The sequence below is a fragment of the Pantoea latae genome, from assembly GCF_002077695.1.
In the GTDB taxonomy this organism is placed as follows: Bacteria; Pseudomonadota; Gammaproteobacteria; order Enterobacterales; family Enterobacteriaceae; genus Pantoea; species Pantoea latae.
Map to the genome: position 1 here is coordinate 24717 of NZ_MWUE01000004.1, position 24948 is coordinate 49664.

The 24948-nt window shown below is 61.0% G+C and carries 28 protein-coding genes; 4 read left to right on the forward strand and 24 right to left on the reverse strand.

The features are described from left to right. Positions 1-63 precede the first annotated feature (63 nt). The 21 genes from B2J69_RS01575 to B2J69_RS01675 all read right to left on the reverse strand — a co-directional run bounded on the left by B2J69_RS01575 (position 64) and on the right by B2J69_RS01675 (position 18879). A complete protein-coding gene (locus B2J69_RS01575; protein WP_081135413.1) occupies positions 64-1299 on the reverse strand; it encodes a beta-ketoacyl-ACP synthase in 1236 nt (411 codons plus the stop codon). Next, entirely contained in the window at positions 1296-2027 is a 732-nt protein-coding gene (locus B2J69_RS01580; RefSeq protein WP_081135416.1) for a 3-ketoacyl-ACP reductase FabG2, read from the reverse strand. Before B2J69_RS01580 ends, B2J69_RS01575 begins: the two co-directional genes overlap by 4 nt. Beyond that, positions 2024-2500 (reverse strand): ApeP family dehydratase, encoded by a 477-nt coding sequence (locus tag B2J69_RS01585; RefSeq protein ID WP_407944731.1) that lies wholly within the window; start codon positions 2498-2500, stop codon positions 2024-2026. The genes B2J69_RS01580 and B2J69_RS01585 overlap by 4 nt, the downstream gene beginning before the upstream one ends. Further along, positions 2500-3651, reverse strand: a complete 1152-nt coding sequence (locus B2J69_RS01590) for a beta-ketoacyl-[acyl-carrier-protein] synthase family protein (protein WP_081135425.1) — start codon at positions 3649-3651, stop codon at positions 2500-2502. Before B2J69_RS01590 ends, B2J69_RS01585 begins: the two co-directional genes overlap by 1 nt. Further along, complete coding sequence (locus B2J69_RS01595; protein ID WP_081135430.1) at positions 3648-4220, reverse strand: DUF3261 domain-containing protein; 573 nt, start codon at positions 4218-4220, stop codon at positions 3648-3650. Before B2J69_RS01595 ends, B2J69_RS01590 begins: the two co-directional genes overlap by 4 nt. Further along, positions 4220-6514, reverse strand: a complete 2295-nt coding sequence (locus B2J69_RS01600; protein ID WP_081135433.1) for an MMPL family transporter — start codon at positions 6512-6514, stop codon at positions 4220-4222. The genes B2J69_RS01595 and B2J69_RS01600 overlap by 1 nt, the downstream gene beginning before the upstream one ends. Beyond that, positions 6504-7109 (reverse strand): outer membrane lipoprotein carrier protein LolA, encoded by a 606-nt coding sequence (locus tag B2J69_RS01605; protein ID WP_081135442.1) that lies wholly within the window; start codon positions 7107-7109, stop codon positions 6504-6506. Before B2J69_RS01605 ends, B2J69_RS01600 begins: the two co-directional genes overlap by 11 nt. Continuing rightward, positions 7103-7522 (reverse strand): acyl-CoA thioesterase, encoded by a 420-nt coding sequence (locus B2J69_RS01610; protein ID WP_081135446.1) that lies wholly within the window; start codon positions 7520-7522, stop codon positions 7103-7105. The genes B2J69_RS01605 and B2J69_RS01610 overlap by 7 nt, the downstream gene beginning before the upstream one ends. Next, the gene (locus B2J69_RS01615; protein ID WP_081135450.1) at positions 7515-9224 is read right to left on the reverse strand and encodes a glycosyltransferase family 2 protein; all 1710 of its coding nucleotides are present in this window, start codon (positions 9222-9224) and stop codon (positions 7515-7517) included. The genes B2J69_RS01610 and B2J69_RS01615 overlap by 8 nt, the downstream gene beginning before the upstream one ends. After that, the gene (locus B2J69_RS01620; RefSeq protein ID WP_081135454.1) at positions 9218-9565 is read right to left on the reverse strand and encodes an ApeI family dehydratase; all 348 of its coding nucleotides are present in this window, start codon (positions 9563-9565) and stop codon (positions 9218-9220) included. The genes B2J69_RS01615 and B2J69_RS01620 overlap by 7 nt, the downstream gene beginning before the upstream one ends. Continuing rightward, positions 9552-10880 carry an AMP-binding protein gene (locus B2J69_RS01625; RefSeq protein WP_081135459.1) on the reverse strand — a complete coding sequence of 443 codons (1329 nt, stop codon included), beginning with the start codon at positions 10878-10880 and terminating at the stop codon, positions 9552-9554. The genes B2J69_RS01620 and B2J69_RS01625 overlap by 14 nt, the downstream gene beginning before the upstream one ends. Next, positions 10877-11440 carry a COG4648 family protein gene (locus tag B2J69_RS01630; protein ID WP_081135463.1) on the reverse strand — a complete coding sequence of 188 codons (564 nt, stop codon included), beginning with the start codon at positions 11438-11440 and terminating at the stop codon, positions 10877-10879. Before B2J69_RS01630 ends, B2J69_RS01625 begins: the two co-directional genes overlap by 4 nt. Positions 11441-11444: 4 nt before the next feature. After that, positions 11445-11696 (reverse strand): acyl carrier protein, encoded by a 252-nt coding sequence (locus B2J69_RS01635; RefSeq protein ID WP_407944729.1) that lies wholly within the window; start codon positions 11694-11696, stop codon positions 11445-11447. 20 nt (positions 11697-11716) lie between these two features. Further along, positions 11717-11974: a phosphopantetheine-binding protein gene (locus B2J69_RS01640; RefSeq protein WP_081135472.1), complete on the reverse strand. Its 258-nt coding sequence runs from the start codon at positions 11972-11974 to the stop codon at positions 11717-11719. A gap of 10 nt (positions 11975-11984) precedes the next feature. Further along, positions 11985-12788 (reverse strand): lysophospholipid acyltransferase family protein, encoded by an 804-nt coding sequence (locus B2J69_RS01645; protein ID WP_081135477.1) that lies wholly within the window; start codon positions 12786-12788, stop codon positions 11985-11987. Further along, positions 12781-13509, reverse strand: coding sequence for a beta-ketoacyl synthase chain length factor (locus tag B2J69_RS01650; RefSeq protein ID WP_081135481.1), 729 nt, complete (start codon positions 13507-13509; stop codon positions 12781-12783). Before B2J69_RS01650 ends, B2J69_RS01645 begins: the two co-directional genes overlap by 8 nt. 180 nt (positions 13510-13689) lie before the next feature. Then, complete coding sequence (locus B2J69_RS01655; RefSeq protein WP_081135485.1) at positions 13690-14076, reverse strand: hypothetical protein; 387 nt, start codon at positions 14074-14076, stop codon at positions 13690-13692. A gap of 220 nt (positions 14077-14296) precedes the next feature. Continuing rightward, on the reverse strand, positions 14297-15670 hold the full coding sequence (locus tag B2J69_RS01660; RefSeq protein WP_081135490.1) for an efflux transporter outer membrane subunit: 1374 nt from the start codon (positions 15668-15670) through the stop codon (positions 14297-14299). Next, complete coding sequence (locus tag B2J69_RS01665; RefSeq protein WP_081135495.1) at positions 15670-16764, reverse strand: HlyD family secretion protein; 1095 nt, start codon at positions 16762-16764, stop codon at positions 15670-15672. The genes B2J69_RS01660 and B2J69_RS01665 overlap by 1 nt, the downstream gene beginning before the upstream one ends. After that, entirely contained in the window at positions 16761-18446 is a 1686-nt protein-coding gene (locus B2J69_RS01670) for an MFS transporter (RefSeq protein ID WP_081135499.1), read from the reverse strand. Before B2J69_RS01670 ends, B2J69_RS01665 begins: the two co-directional genes overlap by 4 nt. A gap of 1 nt (position 18447) precedes the next feature. Further along, positions 18448-18879 (reverse strand): MarR family winged helix-turn-helix transcriptional regulator, encoded by a 432-nt coding sequence (locus B2J69_RS01675; protein ID WP_081135504.1) that lies wholly within the window; start codon positions 18877-18879, stop codon positions 18448-18450. Positions 18880-19041: 162 nt separating this feature from the next. On the opposite strand from B2J69_RS01675, the gene B2J69_RS01680 reads away from it, so the two are divergent. From B2J69_RS01680 to B2J69_RS01695, 4 genes are all read left to right on the forward strand, one after another. After that, a complete protein-coding gene (locus B2J69_RS01680; protein ID WP_081135509.1) occupies positions 19042-19875 on the forward strand; it encodes an AraC family transcriptional regulator in 834 nt (277 codons plus the stop codon). 40 nt (positions 19876-19915) lie between these two features. Continuing rightward, positions 19916-20323, forward strand: coding sequence for a DUF2000 domain-containing protein (locus B2J69_RS01685; protein ID WP_081135514.1), 408 nt, complete (start codon positions 19916-19918; stop codon positions 20321-20323). A gap of 382 nt (positions 20324-20705) precedes the next feature. Beyond that, positions 20706-20966, forward strand: coding sequence for a biofilm/acid-resistance regulator YmgB/AriR (locus B2J69_RS01690; RefSeq protein WP_081135519.1), 261 nt, complete (start codon positions 20706-20708; stop codon positions 20964-20966). Positions 20967-21109: 143 nt separating this feature from the next. Further along, on the forward strand, positions 21110-22618 hold the full coding sequence (locus B2J69_RS01695; RefSeq protein WP_081135524.1) for a SulP family inorganic anion transporter: 1509 nt from the start codon (positions 21110-21112) through the stop codon (positions 22616-22618). Positions 22619-22677: 59 nt separating this feature from the next. On the opposite strand, the gene B2J69_RS01700 is transcribed toward B2J69_RS01695, so the two are convergent. The 3 genes from B2J69_RS01700 to B2J69_RS01710 all read right to left on the reverse strand — a co-directional run bounded on the left by B2J69_RS01700 (position 22678) and on the right by B2J69_RS01710 (position 24940). Then, positions 22678-22977: a hypothetical protein gene (locus B2J69_RS01700; RefSeq protein ID WP_081135529.1), complete on the reverse strand. Its 300-nt coding sequence runs from the start codon at positions 22975-22977 to the stop codon at positions 22678-22680. A gap of 447 nt (positions 22978-23424) precedes the next feature. Continuing rightward, complete coding sequence (locus B2J69_RS01705; protein ID WP_081135534.1) at positions 23425-24204, reverse strand: hypothetical protein; 780 nt, start codon at positions 24202-24204, stop codon at positions 23425-23427. Positions 24205-24376: 172 nt separating this feature from the next. Then, positions 24377-24940, reverse strand: a complete 564-nt coding sequence (locus B2J69_RS01710; RefSeq protein ID WP_158083412.1) for a fimbrial protein — start codon at positions 24938-24940, stop codon at positions 24377-24379. Between the last annotated feature and the right edge of the window lie 8 nt (positions 24941-24948).

A 24948-nucleotide genomic window follows, 5' to 3' on the forward strand; every position in this document is an offset into this window, starting at 1 on the left:
ACGATAAACAAGAGGAGATCGCAGCCCCGTCTGCGCCTGCAGGCAGGGCTGCGCAAAGCGGCGTCAGACGCCGCGCCAGCGCTTAAAGATCAGCGAGGTATTAATGCCGCCAAAGGCAAAGTTATTTGACTGGATATAATCCGTTTCCAGTTGCCGCGGCTCGCCCATGATGTAGTCCAGGTCGCCGCACTCGGCTGCCGGCTGCTGCAGATTAAGCGTCGGCGCAAACCAGCCTTCGCGCATCATCTCAATACTCATCCACGCCTCCAGCGCGCCGCAGGCGCCCAGCGTATGGCCGAAATAGCTTTTCAGCGAGGAAATCGGCGTGCCGCTGCCGAACACCGCCGCTGTCGCCTGGCTTTCCGCGATATCGCCGCGATCGGTGGCGGTGCCGTGCGCGCTGATATAGCCGATCTGCTGCGGCGTCAGACCCGCGCTCTGCAACGCGCGCTCGATACAAATTTGCATGGTTTCGCGCTGCGGCTGCGTAATGTGGGCCGCATCGCAATTGGTATGGAATCCCACCAGCTCGGCATAAATTGTCGCGCCACGCGCCTGTGCGTGCTCCAAAGCTTCAAGAATCAACGTGCCGGCGCCTTCGCCGATAACCAGGCCATCGCGCTGCTGATCGAACGGCGCAGGCGAGCTATCGGGTGCATCGTTGCGTTGACTGGTAGCGAACAGAGTATCGAACACCGCCGCTTCCGAAGGACAAAGTTCTTCCGCCCCGCCCGCCACCATCACGTTTTGGTAGCCATGGCGGATGGCTTCCCAGGCATAGCCGATAGCCTGACTGCCTGACGTACAGGCGCTGGAAGTGGGAATAACACGCCCGCGCAGCCCAAAAAACAGGCCGGCATTGACCGCTGTGGTGTGCGGCATCATCTGCACGTATGTGGTGCCGGTAATGTTATTGGTATGCTTTTCGGTCAGCATGGTGGCAAATTCGCTGACCGGACCGGTGCTGCCGGTTGAGGAGCCATAGGCGATGCCGGTTTCGCCGCTGACCAACGCAGGGTGATCGATGAGTCTCGCCTGCTCCAGCGCCAGTTCGGTGGCACGCGTCGCCAGAAGCGACACGCGGCCCATAGAGCGAATACGTTTTCGGGTATAGTGCGCCGGAGGCGTGAAGCGATCGACGGGCGCGCCCAACAGCGTGTGAAGGCCGTCGTAAACCTGCCATTCCGGCATGCGGCGCACCGCGTTTTTACCTGCGCGTAGCCGCGTCGCTATCTCCTGCCACTGTTCGCCAAACGCCGTGACGCCGCCCATTCCGGTGATTACCACACGACGCGTCACAGCATACCTCCATTGATGGAAATAACCTGGCGCGTCACATAACCCGCAATATCAGACATCAAATAGCTTGCCAGTCCGGCCACCTCTTCTGCCGCGCCCATACGCTTCATAGGCACGATTTTTAGCGCCTCCTCGACCACATGCGGCTCCAGCCCTTCCATGCCGGTATCCACCAGACCAGGCGCGATGCAGTTTACAGTGATTTTCCGTTTCGCCAGTTCGATCGCCAGCGCCTTCGTGGCGCCAATAATGCCCGCTTTCGCTGCGCTATAGTTGACCTGGCCTCGGTTGCCCGCGATGCCGGAAACAGACGAGAGCGTAATAATGCGTCCGCCCTGGCGCAGGCCGATCATCGGCATCACGCAGGGCTGGATAACATTGTAAAAGCTGTCGAGATTGGTATGGATAACGCTGTCCCATTCGCTGTCGGTTAGCGCTGGGAAGGCAGCATCTCGCGTGATACCTGCGTTGCTGACCACGCCATAATAGGCGCCATGCACTTGCATATCCTGTTCCAGCGCGGCGCGCGTCACGGCACGATCCGACACGTCGAAACCCAGCAGTCGTGCGCTGCCGCCCGCGGCCTGGATATGCGCCAGGGTCTGTCCAGCGCCCTCGCGGTCGCGGTTAAAATGCACCGCGATCTGAAAGCCGTCCTGCGCCAGCCGCAGCGCGATGGCGCGGCCGATTCCTTTACTTGCGCCGGTAACCAGTACGGAGCGCGTCATGGCTGTTTTCCTTGTGACATCAGTTGTTGTAACTCGTGTTCGTTAGGTTGATAGGTAGTCAGTCTGCCGCTGGCGAGCAGGCGATCGTTGTAGCGGATATCGCCCTCAAAACTGCCCATGCGGTCGTCACGCATCAGCAGGCGCAGCCGGATATCCAGCGTAATCGCGGCGGGAAAAGCGGCGGTTGTCGCGCGCCAGTTTCGGCCGCCCAGCAGCATGCCGGGCTGAATTTTTTGCGCGCCTGCGCGTCTGGCGTGCCAGCCAGACCAGACCCCGACGGTTTGTGCCATGATCTCGACGCCAAACCAGGCTGGTAGCTCGCCCTGCGCGTTCAGGAAAGGCGCAAGCACGCCGTCAGGCGCAGTAGACACCTGACAATGTACGCTCTCGTCATCAACGGCAATGACGCGATCAACTAAAATCATCGGCGTCTGATGCGGCAAATAGTCGCGGGCGTTAAGCGCTTTACTCATCATGTACGTCCTAAAATCAGGCAGCTGTTATTCCCGCCAAACGCAAAGGAATTTGACGCGATAACCGGTTTTTGCAGCGGCTGCGGCGCCAGCAACAGCCCGCAGGCGGGCAGGTTGCTATCCTGCGCTGCGGTTGAGAAGTCTTGTGGCGGCAAAGGTAATCCGTCACGCAAAATTAACGCGGCGATAGCCGCCTCGATAACGCCCGCCGCCCCTAGCGTATGGCCGGTTAGATGTTTGGTTGAGCTGGCGGGAACGCGATCGCCAAACAGGCGATGCACGACTTTTGACTCAATCTGATCGTTAAGCGGCGTCGCCGTGCCGTGCAGGTTGATATAGCCCACCTCCTGCGCCGTCAGGCCCGCGCTGCTCAGCGCCATCTCCATGGCGCGCTGCGCGCCCTCGCCTTCGGGATGCGGCGCCGACATATGCCAGGCGTCCGATGACTCGCCGACGCCCAGCAGCGCCAGCGGCTGCGGCTCGCGCGTCAGCAGCATCAACGCGGCGCCTTCGCCGATGGAGATGCCGTCACGATCGCGGCTAAAAGGCGCGCAGCGTTGTCCGGAGAGCGACGCCAGACTGTCAAACCCGTTAACCGGCATGCGGCTCAGCGAGTCTGCACCGCCAACCAGCGCCACGTCCGCCAGTCCGGCGGCAATCAGCCGCTGGCCGCTAATGATAGCCCGTGCGCTCGACGAACAGGCGGTTGAAATGGTGTAAGCCGGGCCGTTAAGCTGCAGATAGTTCGCCAGGAAGCGCGACGGATCGCCCAACTCCTGCATCTGATAGTGATAGCCACTATAGGGCGCGCGTCTGTGGCGATCCCCTTCATCAACCCCTGAGGTGCTGGTGCCGAGCACAATTGCCACGCGTCCGGCGCCATAGTTCGCCACTGCCGCCTCCAGCGCCGGACGAATCTGCGCCAGCGCCGCCAGCAGCAATTGATTGTTACGCGTGTTGTGCGTCGCCAGATGCGACGGCACCGGCGGCAGCTTGCCCTCTACCGCGCCAAGCCAGCAGCGTCGTCCCCCGCTCAGCCAGCCGTCGCGCGGCTGCATGCCTGGCGCGACGCCGCGCACCAGATTGCGCGCGATGGTGGCTAAATCGTTACCCAGGGCGCTGAGCATGCCAAAAGCGGAAATGTAAATCATGATGCATCCAGATGTTGAATACGTATCAGGTAGCCGAACGCGCGCTGTCGGATGCTGACCGGTTCGCGCTGGCCGCCGCGTTGCAGATAGTCGATTTCGGTGACGATGTCGCCCTGCGCGTCGCGCAGCAGGCGCGTCATGCCCGCATCCTTCAGCGTCCAGCCCGACGGCAGCTCACGCTGCCACACCGCGACTGGCCACTGGCTGAGCATAACGTCCGCCAGCACCTGGCTGGCTGGCGGCAGCTGCGGCAGCGGCATCAGCTGCTGGCTGTGGATCCCCTGCGCATCATAGGTCACGCGAAACAGGCGGATGCCTACCGAGGAGAGCCCTGCCAGTTCGATCTTTTCGCCGTTTGCGCTTAACAGCACCAGTAGCGACTCGCTTTTGCCGCCGACCTCGCCGGTCAGCAGCTGCTGTTGCTGAAACGCCGGCGTGATGCCCGGCGGCGGCAGCGTAACGCGAACGCCCGGCCTGAGCCAGGCAGTCGGTCGCGCGCTATCCGGCGCCTGACTGGCGCAACCGCTCAGCATTAAAGCCGATAAAAACAGCAGGACGACTCGCCACATTATCTTTTCCTCGATTTGGATGGCCGCAGCGCCAGCGGCGACAGTAAAAAGGCACTGAAAATGCCGCTGCACAGCACCACGCCGAAACTGGATATTGCACGGGTGCTGCTAAAGACCAGCATCCCCAGCGTCAGCAAGGTCGTAATCATCGCCAGCGACACCGCCAGCAATGAAGTCAGCGGCGTGCCGTCTGGATTGCTGAAAAACAGGGTGTAATTGATGCCGATGCCGAGCACCAGGATCAGCGCCAGCAGCGCGAAAAGATTGAGCGATGCGCCGCTCCAGCCAAGCGTTGCGAGTGCCGCCGCCAGCGACAGCGCAGAAGGCACGACGCTGCGCAAGCCCGCCGTGACCCCCAGGCGCAGCACATAGCTCAGCGCGATGAACAACAGCGCCAGCGCCAGCAGGCTACTCAGCAACGTACGCCAGAAGCTGAACAGGGCATCGTAGGTCGCCTTGCGATTAACCCAGCTGACGCCCGGTTGCTGTTCGGCCAGATGCCGCAGCGCCTCGCTGTTATGCACGCCGCTCACCGGAACCAGCACGCCGCTACGCCCATCCGGCAGCGACAGCCAGAGCAGCCGCCAGCCTGCGCTAAGTGGACTGGCAAGCCAGTCCTGCGGCGTAACGAGCATCGGGTCAACAGAGGGCGCCGGCAAGGTGATGCCCGCCTGTTGCAGCCTGGCAACGATCTGCGGCGCCATCTCGCCCAGCAGCGCCGCGTCTTCCCGCTGTTGCCGCAGCGAACGGAGCGGCAGAATGCGCGCCGTCTCCAGCCAGCCCGACCGCTTCGCCTGCTGCAGCGCAGGCGACAGCTTCGCCAGCCGCTGCAGCGTCTGCTCTGGCGTATCGCCCCAGACCACAAACCAGGTCTGATCAGCCCGCTGACCGGTCAGCGCCGCGATCTGACGATCCTGCGCCAGCAATACCTGCGGCGCGCTTTGCAATTTCGCAATATCGTCATCGACGCGCAGCTGGCTGACGCCCAGAATGGCGTAGATAATCAGGCCCAGCGGCAGTCCGACGCGCAGAGTGCGGTTGCGGCGCCACGCCGCCAGCCAACGCGCCAGCCAGACCATCATCGGCACGGGACGCACAGGCAGCCCGCGCACCAGCCAGGGATAGAGCAGAATCACCGTCAGGCAGGAGGCTGTCAGGCCGCTGGCGGCAAATACCGCCAGCTGGCGCAGGCCTGGAAACGGCGCCAGCAGCATCAGCAGCCAGGCGATTGCCGTGGTGCCCAACGCCAGCAGCAGTGTGCCGCGCACTTTGCGCAGACTCTCCCACGGCGAGGCGTGCGCGCCATGCACCATGCGCTCCGTCAGGTAGTAAAGCGTATAGTCCGCCGAGATGCCGACGATGCTAAGGCTCATCACCAGCGTCATCAGATGCAGTTCGCCAAAAAGCAGCAGCGTCGCCGTGGCGCCGGCCATCGCGCCAACGCCGACCGAGAAGATGCAGAGCAGCAGCGGGCGGAGCGAACGGAAGACCAGCAGCACCAGCAACACCACGCCGCCGAGCGTCGCCGCACCCAGGGTTTCCATATCCCGCTGCGCCCGCTGGCTGGCGTCGTCGCTAAACAGCACAGTGCCGCGCGTCAGCAGCTGCGCGCCAGGCCAACGTGCTTCCAGCTGCCGCTCAAGCGCCTGCAGCCGCGCCACCAGCGCATGATTCTCTTTGATGCTGAAAGCGTTGTTCGCCAGCTCGCCGTGCAGAAAATACCAGCGCGCACCCTCGCTTCCTTCCACCGTCAGCCAGCCGTCGCGCAGCACCATACGATCGGCATTTTGCTGCAGAGCGAGTTGAGAACCGCGCGTCAGCATTAGCGGATCGCCCTGTATCTCTTTGCTGCTGACGCCGGCAAAGGCGGAGAAAAGCTGCGCGAGTATCCAGTCGGCCTGGGTCTGAGTGCGCAACCGTTCGCGCGTGGCATCGTCAATCAGGCCGTTGCGATGGGACCAGGCGAAGCGCCCCCACTCGCTCTGGCGCTTTTCATCGAGCGCGCCCTCTACCGCTTTCAGCTCAGGCAGCGCCTGCAGCTGCGCCTGCCACCAGATGGCCGCCTCTCTGCCGCTGTCGCCGTCCGCCGTGACCAGCCACACCAGCTGGCGATCGAGACGCTGCATAAAGCCCTGCTGCAGCTCAGCCGGCGCGGCGCCCAGCGTCTGCTGCGGCAGCAGCGCCAGTACGCTGCTGTTAAGCGGGCTGCGCGGCAGCAGCAGCGCCAGGGCGACCGCCAGCGCGACGCAGAGAGCCAGCCAGAGGCCCGCCAGCAGGCGTGCGTTACGGGGCAAAGCGCGCGCGCTCCTCGGCGCTGAGCTGCGGCGGTTGGGTACGCGTATTGCTGAGTTCAATATGGGTGCGATCGCCCTGCGTATCCTTCAGATCGATTTGCTGCAGGAAGGTGTCGCCGGCTAAATCGATACGCGTGAAAATTTTATTCAGCGGCGGCGCCTTTGGCGTCAGGGCCAGCGTCCAGCGCGCGTCGCCCTTTGCCTGAAAATCGAGGGTAAAGTTCTCCTGCAGCACGCGCGCGTCCGCTTCAAACAGCGCGCGCAGCAGGTGATTGAACTGAAACATCTGCGGGTTGGCCTCGGCGGTGACCACCTGCGGCGGCTGGCCGTTCAGGATCTGGACCATGCGCTTATCGTCCAGCAGCAGCGTCATGGAGAAAGGCGCGCGCTGATGCCACCAGAGTCCCTGCTGCTGGGCAATCAGCAGCTCGCCGCGCGAGGTCAGCGGCTGCGCCATGCCGGCAATCTGACGCGTCTGAGTGAAATCAGCGCGTATCACCGGCTGGCTGGCGAACCGCTCTTGCAGCTGCGCCAGCGTGACCGCGCCGGCGGCGTGGGTCGCCAGCAGCAGCGCGGCGAGCAGATATTTCAACATCCCTTCACTCCCAGTTTTTCCAGCAGAACGTCAGGCGAAACAAAGCAGATCTCTTGCGTCTGCTGACGCACCGCCACCTGCAGCGTATGGGCGCGCGTTGTCACCTGCCCCGCGGCGTTTCTGACCTCATAGTCGATGCGCAGACGATTCTCATATTCCGTGATGCGCGCGCAAACGCGGATGACCTCTTCGCAGCGCAGCGGCTGGCGGTATTTGACGTGGGTATCGACCACCGGCCAGACATAGCCGCTGGCGGCCATTTCAGCGTAGCTGTAGCCGACTTGGCGCAGCAGCGCTTCGCGCGCCTGTTCAAAAAAGCGAAAGTAGTGGCCGTGCCAGACTACGCCCATGGGATCGCAGTCGTGGAAAGAGACCGTAATCGTCACCTCGACGGCGTGCAGATTGTTATTCATCAGAGGGCTCCTCGCGGCGCGCCGGATGGGCAGGCAGCGTCCAGAAATCGAAAAAATTAAACCAGTCGAGCGGCGCCTTCAGCGCGTAGGTTTCCAGCCGTTGCGCATAGCAGTCTACCGTCGCCTGCAGCGCCTGCTGACGCGTCGCGCGCGGCAACCGCAGCGGATCGGCGAAAGGCTCGCAGTAGACGCGCAGCTTTCCCTGCTCACGCAGCGCGAACATCAGCATAACGGGACAGCGCAGCGCTGACGCCAGCACAAAAGGTCCTTGAGGAAACGGGGCGGGCTGACCAAGAAATTCGCTCCAGACCACGCGCGGCTCGCCGCCGCGCTGACGGTGCACCGCAGTGCGATCGCCGACAATCGCCACCCATTCGCCTGCATCTATTTTTTGCTGCAGCAAAATAGCGGTGTCCGGCCCGATATCCGATACCGGCATCAGGTTCACGCCGGCGTGCGGCGCGATGGTTTCCAGCACCGCGCGAAAACGCTGCGCGTTGTCGGTAAACACCAGCGCATTGATCACCAGCCCGCTCACCTGCTGCGCCATGGCGCGGCAGGCTTCAATATCGCCAAGATGAGAGGCCAGTATCAGCTGCCCTTTTCCTTCCGCCTGGCGGATTGCCGCCTCAGCGCCAGGGGCGAAGTCGATCTCTTTGCCCCAGCGCAGCTCGCCGCGCCAGCTGGCCACCTTGTCCAGCATCGCCTCGGCGAAGCGCAAAAAGTGGCGGTAGCTGTTAAGCGGTTGCGAAAGCGTAACGTGACGGCGCTGTGCGCAGGCGGCGATGCGCTGCAGATATGCCTGCGACGCGCGACGCGCGTTTCGTCCCGTCAGCCAGTAGACCGCCACCACAGGCCAGAGCAGCAGCGTGAAAGGCAAACGTCCGCCATAACGCCATAGCGCCAGCATAAAACGCAGCCCGGCCTGACCGCGCCGCTCCGGCTCGCCAGACCAGTGTGCCTGCTGCTTACGCATCGTCAGCAGCCTGGGGATGCGCGGCAACATGCCGAAAAAAAGTCGGGTATGCATCCATGAGATTCGCAAGTTGTCCCGCAGCGCGTCAAAATGGGAGAGCCCCGCTTCGGGATAGGTGACGCGCGTGACAAGAAACCGGCTCGGGGTGCCTTGCCAGTAAAGCCGCACCATAATCTCGGTATCGAAGTCCATCCGCTGGCCGATGGCGCGCCGATCGCACAGCGCCAGCGTTGACGTCAGAGGATAGACGCGGAAGCCGCACATGCTGTCTTTGATCGAAAACGACAACGTCTCCACCCACACCCAAAAGTGGGTGATATAACGTCCGTAAAGCCGCGCTTTCGGCACTGAGTCGTCATAACGAGGGCGACCCGAGATCAGGCTGTCGGGATAGCGTCGCGCCTCCTCTAACAGCCGAGGCACATCTTCAATAGCGTGCTGACCGTCGGCGTCGAGCTGCAGGACATGGGTGTACCCTTTTTGTCGCGCTACCTGCAGCCCAGCGATCACCGCCGCGCCTTTGCCCTGATTGACGGGCAAGCGCAGAATATGGAGATCTTCCGCGTGTAGCTGTGCCAGCTGTTGCTGCGTCGAGAGATCGCTGCCGTCATCCACGACGATAACCGGCAAGGCGAAAGGCGCCAGGCGCGCCAGCACCGACGCCATAGTTGCGCCGTGGTTATAACAGGGGATCACCACGCAGGGGGAAAAGTCGGCGTTCAGCACAACAAAATCTTCCCGCTGCTGGCGGTAAGCCGCTCACCGTCACGCAGCAGCAGGTAGCGGAAGCTGATGCGGGATGTGCTTTCATTCCACTCGAGTTCAAGCTGAAGATGCGAACCCGGCGGCACCGGCTGTTGAAACTTAATGTTTTCCAGCGCACTAAAGACTTGACCAGGCGTCAGCAAGGTGGTTGCATAATGCATCACCCAGTCGAGCTGCGCTACGCCGGGCAGAATCGTCAACGTGGGGAAATGACCCTGAAACCAAAAGAGGTCAGCTTCAACCTGAAAATGTAACAGAGCCTGCGAGCCGCTGACTTCGCAGCTACGTTCAACCGGCAACATGAAAAAGCTCCTCAATTTGTGTCCAGGCGCGTTTGCTCTGGCTGGTGACGGGAATGCTCTCCACGACGCGCCAGTAGCGCGGTAGCGCTACTGGCTCCAGCCAGGGATGAAGCTGCCCGCGCCAGCGTCTTTTTAGCCGACTAAGCTCGGCAGCGGGCAGCGGCACGTCAAGCTGGACCACCACGGCAACGGCGCAGCGGCCTCCGCGCGTTATCGTCAGTGCGGCGGCGTCGATGACGCCCGGCAGCGCCATAACCCGACGTTCGACTTCGCTTAGCGAAACGCGTTTCTCTTCGATTTTCATCACGCGATCGTGTCGCCCCGCCAGCTGAAAGCGTCCCGTGTCGCCCATCACCAGACGATCGTCAAGCGGCCAGCCGCCAGGGTCGGGGATCAATGCTGAGCGCACATGCCAGCGATCGGTCGCGGTTTTCTCCAGATGCACCGCAGGAAACGCGCGCCAGTCGCCATCGTCGCCGTCGCGCTGACGCCAGGCGATTACGCCAGTTTCCGTGCTGCCGTAGATTTCGTTGACGCAGCAGCCCAGCGCCTGCTGTGCGCTGCGCGCAGCCTCCTCTTCCAGCGCGCCGCCGGCGGACATAACCAGCGCACACGGCGGCGCGGCGAGCGGCGCATCAAGACGACGCAAAAAAGCGGGACTGCTAATAAACGCGTAAGGCGCATGGCGTGCCAGCTGCGTCAGCTGCTCGCTGTAAACTATCTGCTGTGCCGCAAACGGCCGCGACAGCGCCATGGGCAGAAACAGACGAAAGCTCAGGCCATACAGGTGCTGATGGCTGACAGAGGCGATAAACCGGCACGCCGTCGCCTGCTCGCCCCAGCGTTCGGCCAGCCATTGCGTCTCGCGCTCCATCACCGCCAGCGGCTTATGCACGGCGCGCGGCACGCCGGTCGAGCCGGAGGTAAACAGCACCAGCGCAGCATCGTCGGGCAGCGGCGGCAGCGCGTCGCTGCTTTCGTCCTCGCGCCACAGCAGATGCGGCAGGGTAATGTCCAGCGGCATATCGCTGACCACGCCGTCCAGCGCCGCGCGCATCTCCTCCAGCGGCCGGGCGCGACAGTGGCCGGGAATAACCGGCGTCTTGCCGGCATACCAGGCCGCCAGCAGCGCCACGCAAAAGTGATAGCTGTCGTCGAAACAGAGCGCCCAGCGTTTTCCCGGCGCGGCGGCAAGGCGCGTGGCGAGCGCGGCGACCTGCCGACGCAGCGTGCTGCGCATTAGCGGCCGGTCGCCGCGAAAGGCAACCTCGGCCTCTGGCGCGTTAAGCCATAAGCTGACCGGTAATATCTTCATGTTTCCTGTCTGATACGCTGCCGCACCAGCCACTCGCCCGCCATCAGCAAGCCTGTTAGCAGATAGCTGACGCCGCCGTTCCACAGCGTCCACCAGTGCAGATTTCCTGCCAGACAGGTCGCGACGGCGACGCCGCCATTACAGAGGAAAAACAGCGACCAGAGCTGGGTGACGCGCCGCGTGTAGGCGATGCCCTGCAGCGACAAATCGGGTTCGCGCAGGCGCGCGATACGCTCCACTAGCGGCATTGGGCCGCGCAGCGATCCGGCGAACAGCATCAGCAGCAGCAGATTCACCAGCACTGGATACCACAGCAGCAGATGGAAGCTGCGCAGCGCGCCGGCGCTCAAGGCAAAGATGGCGCCAAACAGCGCCAGCCTGACGCCGAGCCGACCCATGTCGGTGGTGGCGCCACGCAGCATCCACGCGCGCAGCGCAAACAGCGCGCTGAGCGGCCAGAACAACCACTGCCACTGCGGATGCGTCGCTGCCAGCAGCACGATAAACGGCCACATCAGCAGCGACAGACCGTTCAGCAGACGCAGCGCGGCAACTCCCATCGGCTCAGGCGCTCTCTCGCATCAGCAGCTCAACCGCATCCACGACATCCTGCACGGTACGCACGGAGCGAAAGGTTTCGGGCTTGATCTTACGCCCGGTTCGCTTTTGCAGGTGCACCACCATGTCGACCGCGTCGATGCTGTCAAGCTCCAGATCTTCATATAACCGCGCCTCCGGGCGGATCGCCGCCGGGTCGGTTTCAAACAGGCTGGTCAGCAACGACGCGACCTCCTGGTAAATTTCGTCTTTATTCATCACAGGTTGGCTCCTGGCGCTTACGCCTGTTGCTGCTTAATAAATGCCGCCAGCGTGGCGACAGAGAAAAAGTGCGCGCGCAGCGTCTCGCTTTCTGCTGAAAGCGCCACGCCGTAGCGGTTTTTGACCGCCAGACCCAGCTCAAGCGCATCGATAGAGTCCAGCCCCAGGCCTTCGCCAAAGAGCGGCGCATCGGTTTCAATATCATCGGGCGTGATGTCTTCGAGATTGAGCGTCTCAATGATCATCTGTTTAAGGGTGTTGATAAGTGCGTCCATTATATTTCCGTCAAACGTCTTCTTCGTGGGGTACCAGCGCCTGCTGCAGATAGCGGGTCAGACGACGCGCCGCCAGAGGCTGCGCATCTTCGCTGGCGGCGCGAAAAGGCTGGCTGCTGATTTGCGCCTGTACGCGCACGGTAAACAGGGGTTTCACCGGCGGAATTTGATACCAGCGGCTCTGCTTGTCGAGCATACGCTGCGTGCAGCTGATGTGAACGACGCGCAGCCCGCAGCCCGCGCGCACCGCGATATTGGCGGCGCCCCGCTGCAGCTTAAGCGCTTCGCCGTAGCGTGTGCGCGTCCCTTCCGGGAAGATCAAAATGGTCTCGCCGCGCGCCAGGCGCTGCTGGCTGTCGGGCAGTAGCGTTTCCGCTTCGCTGTTGATCAGATAATCCGCCGCGCGTATCACGCCGCGGAAAAAAAAGTTGCGCTGAAGATCAGCCTTTACCAGGCAGTCCATCTCCGGCAATACCGAGGCGATCATGACATAGTCGATAAGCGAAGGATGGTTGGCGACAATCAAACAGCCCCTGTCCTGCCGCAGCAGCTCCGCGCCGATAATGCGATAGTCATACACGCCGACAAAGCGGCAGAAACGTAGAAAGCAGCGGAAGCTCCAGGCAATGCTGCGGCGTGCCAGCGCGCGACGTTGCAGGGTATTACGTTGAATGAGCAGCAGCAAATTGAACCAGATAAGCGACAGCAGCAGGCCGCCAACGCTGAACAGGCTGAAGCTGACAGCGGTCATCATCAGCCGCCAGTAATAGTTAACGCTGAGCCGACGACGCAAAATCAGTGAAGAATCAGCCATGGCTCTTCTCCCATCGCCAGCTCATGCGCTCGCCCGGCAGGGTAAATTCAGCCGCATCGCCTAACACCCCATGCAGAAAGGCCAGGCTCTGAGGCAGCACGTCGGGCGGCGTACCGATCTGCGGGCAGGCGCGACAGCGCAACGACTCACCCGCGCCAAGCACCAGTCCGACCGCATAAGGCGTTTGCCCGACGTGCGCGGGCAGCCAGGGACGATAGTAATCCGGCACCGCGCCGTCAAAATCTACCAGCATTACCTGCTGGTATCCCGCCTGGTGCAGCGCGGTGACTTCGATAAGGCCCTGCTGAAAAGAGTCGATGCCGGCCGAGACAGAGGTCGACACCAGCGGCTGTTGCGCGGCGATCGTCAGGCTGCCCACCGCTGAATTATGTACTGACATGGCAAAATCCGTGGGCGAAAGTGCCTGCTCATCCGCCAGCGCCGTCAGGATACGCAGATTGCGTTCCAGTTCGCCATGGCGGCTGGTAAACACCACCGCGTCAACATGCTGGCGTGCCAGCAAGGCGAGACCGCATTCAACGGCCGCCCGGCTGCCGCCGCTCAGGCGTCGCGCCGTCATCATCGGCAAAAATTGCGGTTTGGCCACAGGAAGGGTCGGATCTAAAACAGGAGGTTGCTGCGCCCAGCGTTGCCAGACATCTCGACTGTCCAGTCCCGGCGCCAGCGCCTGCCATGCAACAAGCGAATATGCCAAATTCATAACTGCGTTCTTATCTTGTGTCTTGCGAAGCCAGCGTCAGGCTGTCCTGGTTGAAAACGGTGCGTTTTCGCGTTTCCTCGCATCGCTCTGACAGGTCAGAAGAGTAAGAAAGCCGCGAGAATACTATCGACAAACATCAATGATTCTTTAGTAAAACGCCCGGCACCGCCGGGCGCACGCTTATTTCAGCGCCTGCGCCGCCAGACGCAATTGAATATCCTGGTCGAGATTATTCACCCAGCGATTGTAATTGGCATGAATTTTCCCGTTGCTGGCTTTCAGGTTTTGGCTGCTGACATACTGAATAGAATAACTTTGCGCCGTATAGGTGACGCGGATATTGGCAACAAATTCGCGCTGCGCATAGCGACCATTAATCACGCCGGGTGCTACAGGCGTCATGATCCATTTGCGGCCGAGGCCCGCCTCGATAATGGCGGTTTTCATCTCACTGTCAGAGTAGCGCTGGGTTAGCGACTGATCGACATTGTGCACGGGCGCGGTACGCGCGCAGCCTGTTAATAACGTGGCCGCAATAGTCATTACAATAAGAGAGCGCTTAGACATGGTTTATCCCTGTTATGCCTGTTTCAGCCAGGCGGAAATCTCCATACGCGTCCTGAGCGTGTATCGTAGCGATCCACACTTTTCTGCTCAGGCACGTTCGAAAGGGCGCTATGTTACCAGCTTATGTAAAGACCTGTAAGCAAAAGTATACCTGGTAAACAGCCATTTATTAATGGAATGACGACGGAATTTACTGCTAGCGGCACGCGGCACCATGCCGTTAACGCCCCTGCCAGCCGCCACCCAGCGCGCGATAAAGCGCAATCTGCGCCAGCAGCAGGTCGTTTTTCACCGAGACCAGATTGAGCTGAGTGCTGAACAGCGTGCGCTGCGCGTCCAGTTCGTCAAGATAGGAGGCGTAGCCGTTCTGATAGCGGTTGCGGGCAATGCGCAGCGCCTCTGAGACATACTCCTCCTGCTTTTGCAGCTCCGCCAGCTGCGCCTGCCCTTGCTGAATCGCGTCTATCGCGTCGTTAACTTCGGAGAAGGCGTTGCGCACCACCTTTTCGTAGCTGTAGAGCGCCTGATTACGCGACGCCATCGATACATCGACCTGCGCCGTCAGCGCTTCGCGGTTCAGCAGCGGCGCCAGCACGCTGCCGCCAATGCTCCAGAGGCGGAACGGATCGTCGATCAGCTGATGCAGCTCGCTGCTTTGCAGGGTGCCGCTGGCGGTGAGGTTCAGCGACGGCAGCAGCTTCGCCTGTGAAGAGGCGAGCGTGGCGTCGGCCGCCAGCAGCAGGCGCTGCGCCTGCACGATATCGGGACGCCGGTTCAGCAGCTGCGACGGCAGCAGCTGCGGCATCTGCTGCGGCATAATCTGGTTGAACTGCGGTCGACGGGCGATCTCGTGCGGGTTCATCCCCACCAGAATGCTCAGCGCGTTCTCCTGCTGGGCGATTTGGTGCTTCAGCTGCGGCACCTGCGCTTTCGCGGTTTGAAATTCGGAGGCCGCCTGCATCCATTCCAGCCGCGAGCTATAGCCGGTCTCGAACTGACGCTGCGCCAGCTGGAGCGAGTTGCCGCGCGTGGCCAGCGTCGCCTCGGTGACGCGCAGCTGCTCGTCCAGCGCCACCAGGCTCAGATAGCCTGACGCTACCGAACTGGCGACGGTGAGTTCCGCCGCCGCGGCCGCCGCGCGCTGCGCCTCGAGCGACGCCTCGCTGGCGGCGATGCTGCTGCTGCGCGCCCCCCAGAGATCGACATCGTAGCTGGCCTGCAGCAGTCCCTGATACACCGCGTTCTCATAGGGCTGACCGGTTACCGACGACAGCGTGCGCTGGTGCGTCACCCCGACGCCGGCGCTTAGCGTCGGGAAATTGTCGCCCTGCGCCGCGCGCAGCTGGGCGCGATACTGCTCGACGCGCGAACGCGCGGCCAGAATATCGAGGTTATTGCGCAGCGCCTGCGTCACCAGCCGGTTGAGGTTGTCGTCGCCGAAGGCGCGCCACCACTCCGCTTCCGGCGCGGCCGCCGGGCCGACCTGATTACGCCACTGCAGCGGGATCGGCAGCGACGCGGGCGCTTTCTCTACCTCGGTGGCGCAGCCGGCCAGCGTCAGCGCGGTCAGGCTGGCGAGTAGCAGCCGACGCATCACTCCACCGCCTTGCTGCGCGGCTGCGCGGCGGTGTCGATGCTGACCTCAACCGACATGCCGGGCCGCAGCTCGCGCATATCTTCCGCGTCAATGGCGATGCGCACCGGAATACGCTGGGCAATTTTAACGAAGTTGCCGGTGGCGTTATCCGGCGAAATCGCGCTGAACTCCGAACCGGCGGCCGGCGAGATAAACTCCACGTGGCCGCTGAAGCGTTTGCCGTTGAGCGCATCGACGCGAAAGGTCGCCGGCAGGCCAGGACGGATAGCCGCCAGCTGCGTCTCTTTCATATTGGCGATAATCCACTTATGGTCCGGCACCACCGAGGTGAGTCGCGTGCCCGCGGTAACATAGGCGCCTTTGCGCACCGACAGCTGGCCAAGCTGACCGGCATCCGGCGCGACGATGCGCGTATTTGCCAGATCGATCTGCGCCAGCTCCAGCGCCGCCTGCGCGCTGGCAACATCCCCTTCCAGCGAGGCGCGATTGACGATAACCGTTTGCAGATTCTGCTGCGCCACCGCCACCTGCGCCTCCGCCTGGCGCACCGCCGCCTGCGCCTGCGCGTTGGCGGCGCGCGCCGCGTCGCGCTCACGCACCGAGAGCGAACCGTCGGCGGCGAGATTTTCCACGCGCTTCAGGTCAAAGCCCCCTTTCAGCGCCTGCGCTTTCGCGTTTTCCAGCGCAGCCTTATTGCTGGCGATAGTCGCTTCCGCGCTGCGGCGCTGCTGCAGGTTATTGCTGAGCGCCGCCTGCTTCATCGCCAGCTGCGCCTGCGCCTGATGCACGCGCTGGCGATAGATGCGGTCGTCGATGGTCATCAGCAGCTGCCCTTTCTGCACCGGCTGAAGATCGACCACCTCTACCGAGGTGAGATAGCCGCTGACCTGCGGGCTGATAAAAGTCACCTGGCCGCGCACATAGGCGTTCTCGGTGCTCTGAATGGCGCTGGTAAACGGCCAGAGCTGCCAGGCGTAGAGAATAATCAGCACGCCAAGAATAACGATGCCGCTGCCTGCGGCGATAGAGAGTATGCGCCGACGGCTGGCGCGCTCGCGCTCCGCGACCTGTAGTTCATCCTGCTGACTCATCGTGACTCCATAGATTCTTGTGACGCGGCTGCCAGACGCTGTTCCATCAGATTAAAGCGCGCCTGTCGCCAGTTGAGGTAGCGCTGACGGGAAAGCCGCCACAGCGCCCACATCAGGGTGATGAGCGCCAGCGCCGCCGTCAGTAAATAGGTATCGTTATAGGCCAGCACGTTGGCCTGCAGCGTCGCCACTACCTGCAGCTGGCTGGTGCTTTGCGCGCTCTGCAGCACCGGATCGCCCAGCTGGCTGCTGAACAGCGCGCTGTACTGGCTCAGGCGCTCCGTGACGTTGGGATCGAGCAGCGAGAGCTGATCTCCCAGCAGGCTGGAGTGATATTTTTCGCGCCAGACCTGAAAGGTGCCAAGGATAGCGGAGCCGATCAGGCCGCCGAGGTTCTGGCTCATGCCGAACAGCACCACGAAGCTCACCAGATTTTTCGGCTGCGTCACCACGCTGCCGATGCCGATCAGCATGGCAGGCGCCATAAAAAAGGTGCTGCTGAAGCCGAGCAGGAACTGGCTGAGGTACATATTGTTGGCCCGCGTGACCGGGCTGGCCTGCGCATCCATCAGCGAGGCGACGATCATTACCGCCAGCGAGGTGACGATCGGCCAGTTCAGGTGCGCAGGCTTGATGGTCAGCGCGCTGGTGGCGATGCCGAGCGTCATGCCGCCGATAATCGCCAGCGACAGGCCGCGCATCTGGTCGTTCAGCAGGCCCAGCTGCTGCAAAAAGCCCACCGCGCCGGTGTTCTGCTCCGCCAGCACGATGCGGATCATAATCATCACGATGCCGAGGCGCACCATCATGCCGCTGCTGAGCCAGCGTGTGTTGATCAGCGGATTTTTTCGATTGTGCTCAATAACGATCGCCGCGACGATCAGCACCAGCGCGATAGCGAGGCAGACGCCGAGCCAGGGCGTGGTGAACCACCACTCGATGCGTCCCAGCGACAGCACGCCGCAAATCAGCGCCATGCCGGGCGCCAGCAGCATAAAGGTGACGAAATCCAGTTTTTCAAAGGCTTTGATGCGGTCGCCCGGCGGCAGCTTCACCACCAGCACGCAGCCCAGCGCGATCATCGCCAGCCCCAGCTCAAACAGGTAGAGCCCGCGCCACTCCTCCAGCTGCAGCAGTTCGGTGGAAAAAAGCCGCGCCATCGGAATGGCGAACTGCGACACGGTAAGGCCAATCACCAGCGCCTTCAGCCGGTGTTTCGCCGGCCACGCCTGCACCTGATAGTAGATCCCCAGCGAGCTGAGCGCCGCGCCCGCCATGCCGTGCGCGGTGCGCACAATAATCGCGGAGCTGAGATCGTTGGCGAAGAGATGAAAAAAGGCCACCAGCACATAGAGCACCAGAAACGCCTCGGTAAAGACGCGCAGGCCGAACTGCTGACGAAACTTCACCAGCAGCAGGTTGATAGAGATATTGCCCATCACATAGACCGCGGGCAGCCAGGCGATCTCGTTAGAGTAGGCACCGAAGGTGCCCTGCAGATTGGTCAGATTGGCGGTGACCAGCGCGTTGCTGAGCGCGCCGGTCAGGGAGATCAGCAGGCCGATCAGGCCAAAGGCGATGCGTTTCGGCGGCGAATGCAGCGGCGTCGAGGGCGATCCCGGCAGCATCGGCTTTTCATGCGGCAACCATTCACGCTGCGCGTAGGGGTTGCGTCTGGCCACGTTACATATTTCCCATGCGCGTCAGCAGCTGTTGCAGCACCTGCTCCGTGGTCGCCAGCGCCTGCGGATCGATATCGCCCAGCAGATCGGCGCGCAGCGCGTCCGCCTCGTTTTTCACTAAGGCGAACGCCTGATTGCCTTTTTCCGTCAGCACCAGATGCCGCTTGCGGCGATCTTCCGGCGGCTGCACGCGTGACAGCAGCTCCTGCTTCACCAGACGATCGATCAGCGGCACCATGCTGGCGTCTTCCAGACCGAGCATCTGCGCCAGCTCCGTCTGGGTCAGCGGCCGCGTTTCGCTGGCGATAAGCCCAATCGCCATCCAGCTGCTCATGCTCAGGCCGCTGTGTTTAAGATGCCGGTCCACGGCGAGTCGCCAGGCGTGCGCCGTCTGATAGAGCAGATGAGTGAATGTTTTATAGTGGAGAGTCAAAGCGTAGCGACCTAATTGTTAGACTTCTAACTAAATGAGTGCGTTATTATACGCAGAGCAAATTGCTAAAGAAAATAGCACATGGCGTTAAAAAAAGGCGTGCTGCCCGCCCCCTTTTTAAGGCCATATTAGTGCTTAAAGCGGCCAAAAGCGGAGAACAGCATGCCCGATCGCAACAGCAACTGGATAGATCTGCGCCGCGACCCGACGCGCGGCATCGAAACCCTTCGCGCGCATTTCACCGGCCACGCCTACGATCCCCACTGGCACGACAGCTACCTGATTGGCGTCACGGAGCAAGGGGTCCAGCAGTTTCATTCGCGCCGCAAACGGCATCAGAGCCGTCCCGGCACGGTGTTTATGCTGGAGCCAGAGGAGCTGCACGACGGCGACGCGGTGGACGCGCAGGGCTTTACCTATCGCATGCTCTACCTGTCGCCGCAGCAGTTGCGCCAGCAGTTAGCTCGCGAGAGCGACGGCGAGCTGCATTTTGCCGCCACACTGCGCGACGATAAGCAGCTCGCCTACGCCGTCTGGCACTGTTTCGACGCGCTGTGGCACGATCATCCCGCGTTGATCAAAGAGGCGACGCTGGACCGGCTGTTTATGCAGCTGGCCGCGCATCCTCTCTGGCGCAGCGAGACACGTCCGGCGGATCGCGACCGACTGCTGGCGCAGCAGGCGCGCGACTGGCTGATTGCGCATCACGCCTCTAATCCCGGTCTCCAGGCGATGGCGGACGCGCTGAAGGTCGATCGTTTTCGCCTCTCGCGTCTGTTTCAGGCGCAGTGGGGATTGCCGCCGCACGCCTGGCTGGTGCAGTGGCGCCTTTCGCAGGCGCGTCGCCTGCTGGCGACGGGCAGCGCCGCAGCCGATGTCGCCGCCACGCTCGGCTTCGCCGATCAGAGCCATCTCGGCCGCTGGTTTAAGCGCGCCTGTCACCTGACGCCGGCACGCTATCAACAGGCCTGCACAAATCTTCCAGACCCCGGCTGAGGCGCGGTTCACAATAGCCTTTTCTGTCTGGAGAAGCGCTATGCAAGACCCTCGTTGCGTCATGATTTTACACACCGATCTCGCCCCGGGAAAAGCCGCCAACGCTGCGGCGGTGATCGCGTTAACCCTCGGCCAGCGCCATCCTGCGCTGGTGGGCGAAGCGCTGCAGGATGCGGAACAACGCCGCTTTCCCGGCCTTATCCCGCTGGGCATTCCGGTGCTGGCGGCAAGCCATGAAGAGATGGATCGCCTGCGCGCCCGCTGCGCGGAGACGGCGTGTGACCTTGTGCTGTTTCCTGAACAGGGGCAAACCACCACCGACTATGCGGCGTTTAGCGCGGCGATGCGCGCCATCCCGGCGCCGGCGTGGCGCCTGCTGGGCCTGGCGCTGGTCGGCGAGAAACAAGCGGTGCGAAAACTCACCTCAAAGTTAAGGCTATTTAGCTAAATCTTAGCAGGAAAGAAAACGTGCTTTTTTCCCCTACTCTTAGAAAATTACCCGGCTGTACAGATAAACCTGTACAGATTTGTCCTAATTCGTACAGTTATAATCCATTGTTTTATAATGAATAGCACAAATAGCTTATCTTTCTCCTTGTGTCTGTACACCTTCTTTGTATAACTTTAGCTCCCATGAATCGGATAACGATTCCGTAACGAATGATGCGCTTGCGTCGCCTCTGAAGGTGTCAGTGGATTTCCACCTTCAGAGGTCCTTTTTTTATTTCGATATGATTCGGGACCCTTTACATCTGTCCATGTAAGGGGATTTTCAACATCAATCGTCCTGGTATCCGAGCTGAGATTCGGGCTGTTTTAAGGGCTGACACATGCAAAACGCTGTTCCACAAACCGATCAAGAGATTGCTGACTACTTCAACACCGCGGCGAATACGGCAGCCAGCGAAATGGAAATGCTGGGCCTGGTGGTCGCTGAAATTTTGCAAGCGGGCAAGCCTGTCACCAATAAAGCCATTATCTCTAAGCTTATTCACCGGCTGGAGCTGGAGACGGATGGGGTGTCGCTCGACATCTACCGTCAGCTGCTTGAGCTGGTTGTGCATAAAACGCCTGACGATTTGTCGGTGTAGCGCCCGACTCCAGGGACGGAGTCACCCTGCCATTTTGTGATCGCTGGCAAATTTCCTCGCTAACCAGTACCCTTCTCAGCCTGATCCTTCCCTGTTCTCCCGGCCTGCCCTGAGAACCATGATTAAAAAGAGCCTGCACCTGTATGAGTCAATCCAACGACGTTGCCACGCCTCACGCCGTGGACAACGATCTGAGCGTGGGTCGCGTTTTGCGCTCCCCTGCCCTGCTCACCCGAGAGTGCCTTGCCGGCGTGATTACCGCGCTGGCGCTTATCCCTGAAGTGATCTCGTTTTCGGTGATTGCCGGCGTTGACCCGAAGGTCAGCCTGGTCGCCTCTGTGGTGCTCTGCCTGACGCTGTCGGTGCTGGGCGGACGCCCGGCGATGGTAACCGCCGCGGCCGGTTCGGTGGCGCTGGTGATCGGCCCAATGGTGCATGCGCACGGCGTGGAATATATTCTGCCGGCGGTGGTGCTGGGCGGCGTGATCCAGATCCTGTTCGGCGTCGCCGGCCTGGCGCGCATGATGCGCTATATTCCGCGCTCGGTGATGCTCGGCTTCGTTAACGCGCTGGGCGTGCTGATCTTCTTTGCCCAGGTGCCGCACGTCTGGGGTCAGAGCGCGCTGGTGTGGCTGCTGTTCGCCGTCACGCTGGCGATTGTCCTGCTGCTGCCGCGCGTGCTGAAAAGCGTGCCTTCGCCGCTGATCGCCATCGTGGCGGTGACCGCCGTGGCGCTGCTGCTGGGCTGGCGCGTGCCCAACGTGGGCGATGAAGGCCCGATGAGCGCCGGTTTGCCCGGCCTGAACGCGCTGCAGGTCCCGCTGACGTGGCAGACGCTGCAGATCGTCTGGCCAACAGCGCTCAGCATCGCTTTTGTCGGACTGATGGAGTCGCTGCTGACCGCCAAGCTGGTTGACGACCTCACCGACACGCTCTCCAGTAAGCGACGCGAATCCTGGGGCCTGGGCGTGGCGAATATTTTCGCCGCTTTCTACGGCGGCATCGCTGGCTGCGCCATGATCGGTCAGACCATCGTCAACGTCGAGTTGGGCAAAGCGCGCACCCGCGTCTCAACCGTGGTCGCCGGGCTGGTGCTGCTGCTGCTGGTCACCGGCCTGAGCGCGCTGATGGCGCAAATTCCGATGGTGGTGCTGGCGGGCATTATGATGGTCGTTGCCGCGAAAACGGTGAACTGGCATAGCCTGCAGCCCGCCACGCTAAAACGGATGCCCTGGTCAGAGACGCTGGTAATGGTCCTGACGATTGGGGTCACGGTGTGGACCGGCAACCTGGCGCTGGGCGTGCTGGCGGGCGTAATTGCCGCCATGCTGCTGTTCGCGCGCCGTATCGCGCATGTGATCCATGCCGAGCGCGAGCTGAGCGCCGACGGCACATCGGTGCGCTACACCGTGCGCGGGCCGCTGTTCTTCGCCAGCAGCAACGATCTGTTCGAGCACTTCGACTACGGGCATGATCCTGCGCAGGTCACTATCGATCTCACTCATGCGCAAATCTGGGATGCTTCCTCGGTGGCGGCCCTTGACGGCATTGAGTATCGCTATCAGCGCCACGGCGCGCAGGTGACCATTGTCGGGCTGGACAGCCGCAGCAGCGATTTTCATCGCCGCCTGACCGGCAACCTGGGCGAGTAACAGCAAGACTTCGCCCCGCTACGGCGGGGCTTTGCCGCCTTCGACATAGCCCGCTCGCGTCAGGTTAGCGTTTTCTTTGACAGCATTCCTTCTACCGTCTCAAGCGTGGTTTCACACGCCTGCCGCAGTTCAAGCAGCATCTTGAGGTTATCGCGCGTCGCTGGGGCTGGCATATCGAGATAGTTCTCGCTTAACTCCGCGTAGAGCCGCACGCATTTGACGATCAGCTCGCTGCGTGTACATCTTTCCTTGTGGCAAATCTCTTCGATCAGCAGTTTCGCCTCATAGTCGGCTCGCACGTTCAGATTATAGAGAAAACGCTTCCCTGACTTTCCCTCATGACAATAATCATTGATCATTTCTCCTCCTTGTCATTATTCTTAGATATTTAAATACGCTGCCCATTTAATAAGACGAATTATTTATAGAGGAAAATAATCAGCAAAACAATATCATCCCGGCGCTAAAATAATTATCAGCAATAGGTCAATACTATCAGGAAAACGCATTAATAAAGATATAACGCGCCAAACAATAATAAGCAGAAAGAAACGACATTAAATTCCGGCAATAAGTCAGCATGACGCCGCCAAAGAAAAAAACATGTTAAAAACGCACAGCTTTCCGACAGAAATTTATTTACAACCCGTTGAAAATGCTAACTAATAACCTAACCCTGTTTAGACTGGGTTTAATATGTAAAGAAACGATGCGCGACCCAAATGCTTTACCAGACCTCAGCGTTTATCACCAGCGAAGTTTGTTATCGATTTTTCGCTGACAAGCGTTGTTTGTTTGCCACCACGCTATTCTATCTCTTCCGTGACCGTCACCTGCCAGCTATAGGCGCCCGCTTCAGCCGGGCAAGGAACAGACACCGTCAGCGGATGGTCACCATTCGCCGTGGCGGTAATATCCGCCGGGCTTTGCACAATATCGTTATTATTGCCGTCGAGAATTTTTACCGTGTCCGCCGTGCCGCTGCCGCCGGTCACGCTGGCTTTCAGCGTGACAGTATTGGTCGGAAAATCGCCCGTGGCGGCGGTGGTGGCGGTAAACTGACCGCTCAGCGTCTGCGGGTGATCGACCCGACAGCTGCCTAAATCCAGCGTTTTTGCCGATAAAGAGAGCGTCGGTTTCGGCACCGCGTGGATAGTAATATTGACCGGCGTAACGGCAGAGACAGGCGTCCCGCTGCTGGTTTTTAACTGACACCAGATTGCGGCGCTCATCGTGCTATGCGCGGTATCCGAAGTATAAAAGCTGTAAAGACGGGTGTTTGCCTGCACGAGCTGCCCCTTGACGGTCGAGTTTGTCAGACCGGTACTCTTCAACTGCCAGCGCGGCATATTGCTTTCGCCTAAATCTAAGATTTCCGAGAGATCGGTCTGAGTCAAGCCACAGTCAAGATAGGCATCGGTTGCGTCGGCCGTGGCGGTAAATGGCACGGTGACAAGGGTATTGTTTTGGTAATTTCCGCTTGCGGCAACGTTAACCGTTACGGTCGCGAAAACAGGCGCGGCCGTAAGCAGCAGTGAGATCCCACTCAGCGGCACTATTTTCTTTAACCGGGTTTTCCACATCATTGGTTACCTCACTGTCGGCTCACTGTGCGCCTGTCATCGTCAAAATAAAAAGAGCGTTAAAAGCGTCAACGCCGTTGCGTCACCATCAGGGCGCGTAAAGCGTCCGCTTTGCCACGCCTGATGGTTAAACTGGCCGAAAAACAGCGTCAGGTTTTCGGCCGCTGGCTGAGCCTTATTCGTAATCCATGTTCAGCGTAACGTTGCTGTTGATGCTACCGGTGGTGATCGCCGTATCAGACGACTGTTTCACCGAGGCGGCAAAGTTCAGCGTGCTGTCGCCCTGAGCAATGGACTCTTCCACCGAGTTGCTGCCGTCCGGCTTCAGCGCCACTTCTTTACCGTCGCTGCCGGTAGCGTAGAGATAGACATCCACGCCCGTCGCCGCACCGTCGCCGCTGTCAACAGCGAAACCATCCGCATCGCTGCTGTCTGCCGTGCCGGCGGCGGTGACTTTCACGGTTTTTGCCCCTTTGCCGCACTCTTTCAGCGCCAGAGTAAAGGATTTTTTACCCACTTCAGCGCCTTTGGCGGTCAGGTGCGCGCCGTTCAGGTTGCCGAGATCAACCGTGGTGCCGTTGGTGTCCCAGCCCGGTGTACAGGTGTTGTCTTTTACCGTGGCGGTCACGTTGATGGTGGCGCTGTCGTCGGCGGCGAATGTCGCGTGCGAAACGCTCATCAGAGAAGCCACAGCCAGGCAGATAGCGCTCAGACGTGCGCCGGTTTTAGTCATCTTCATTTTCATTC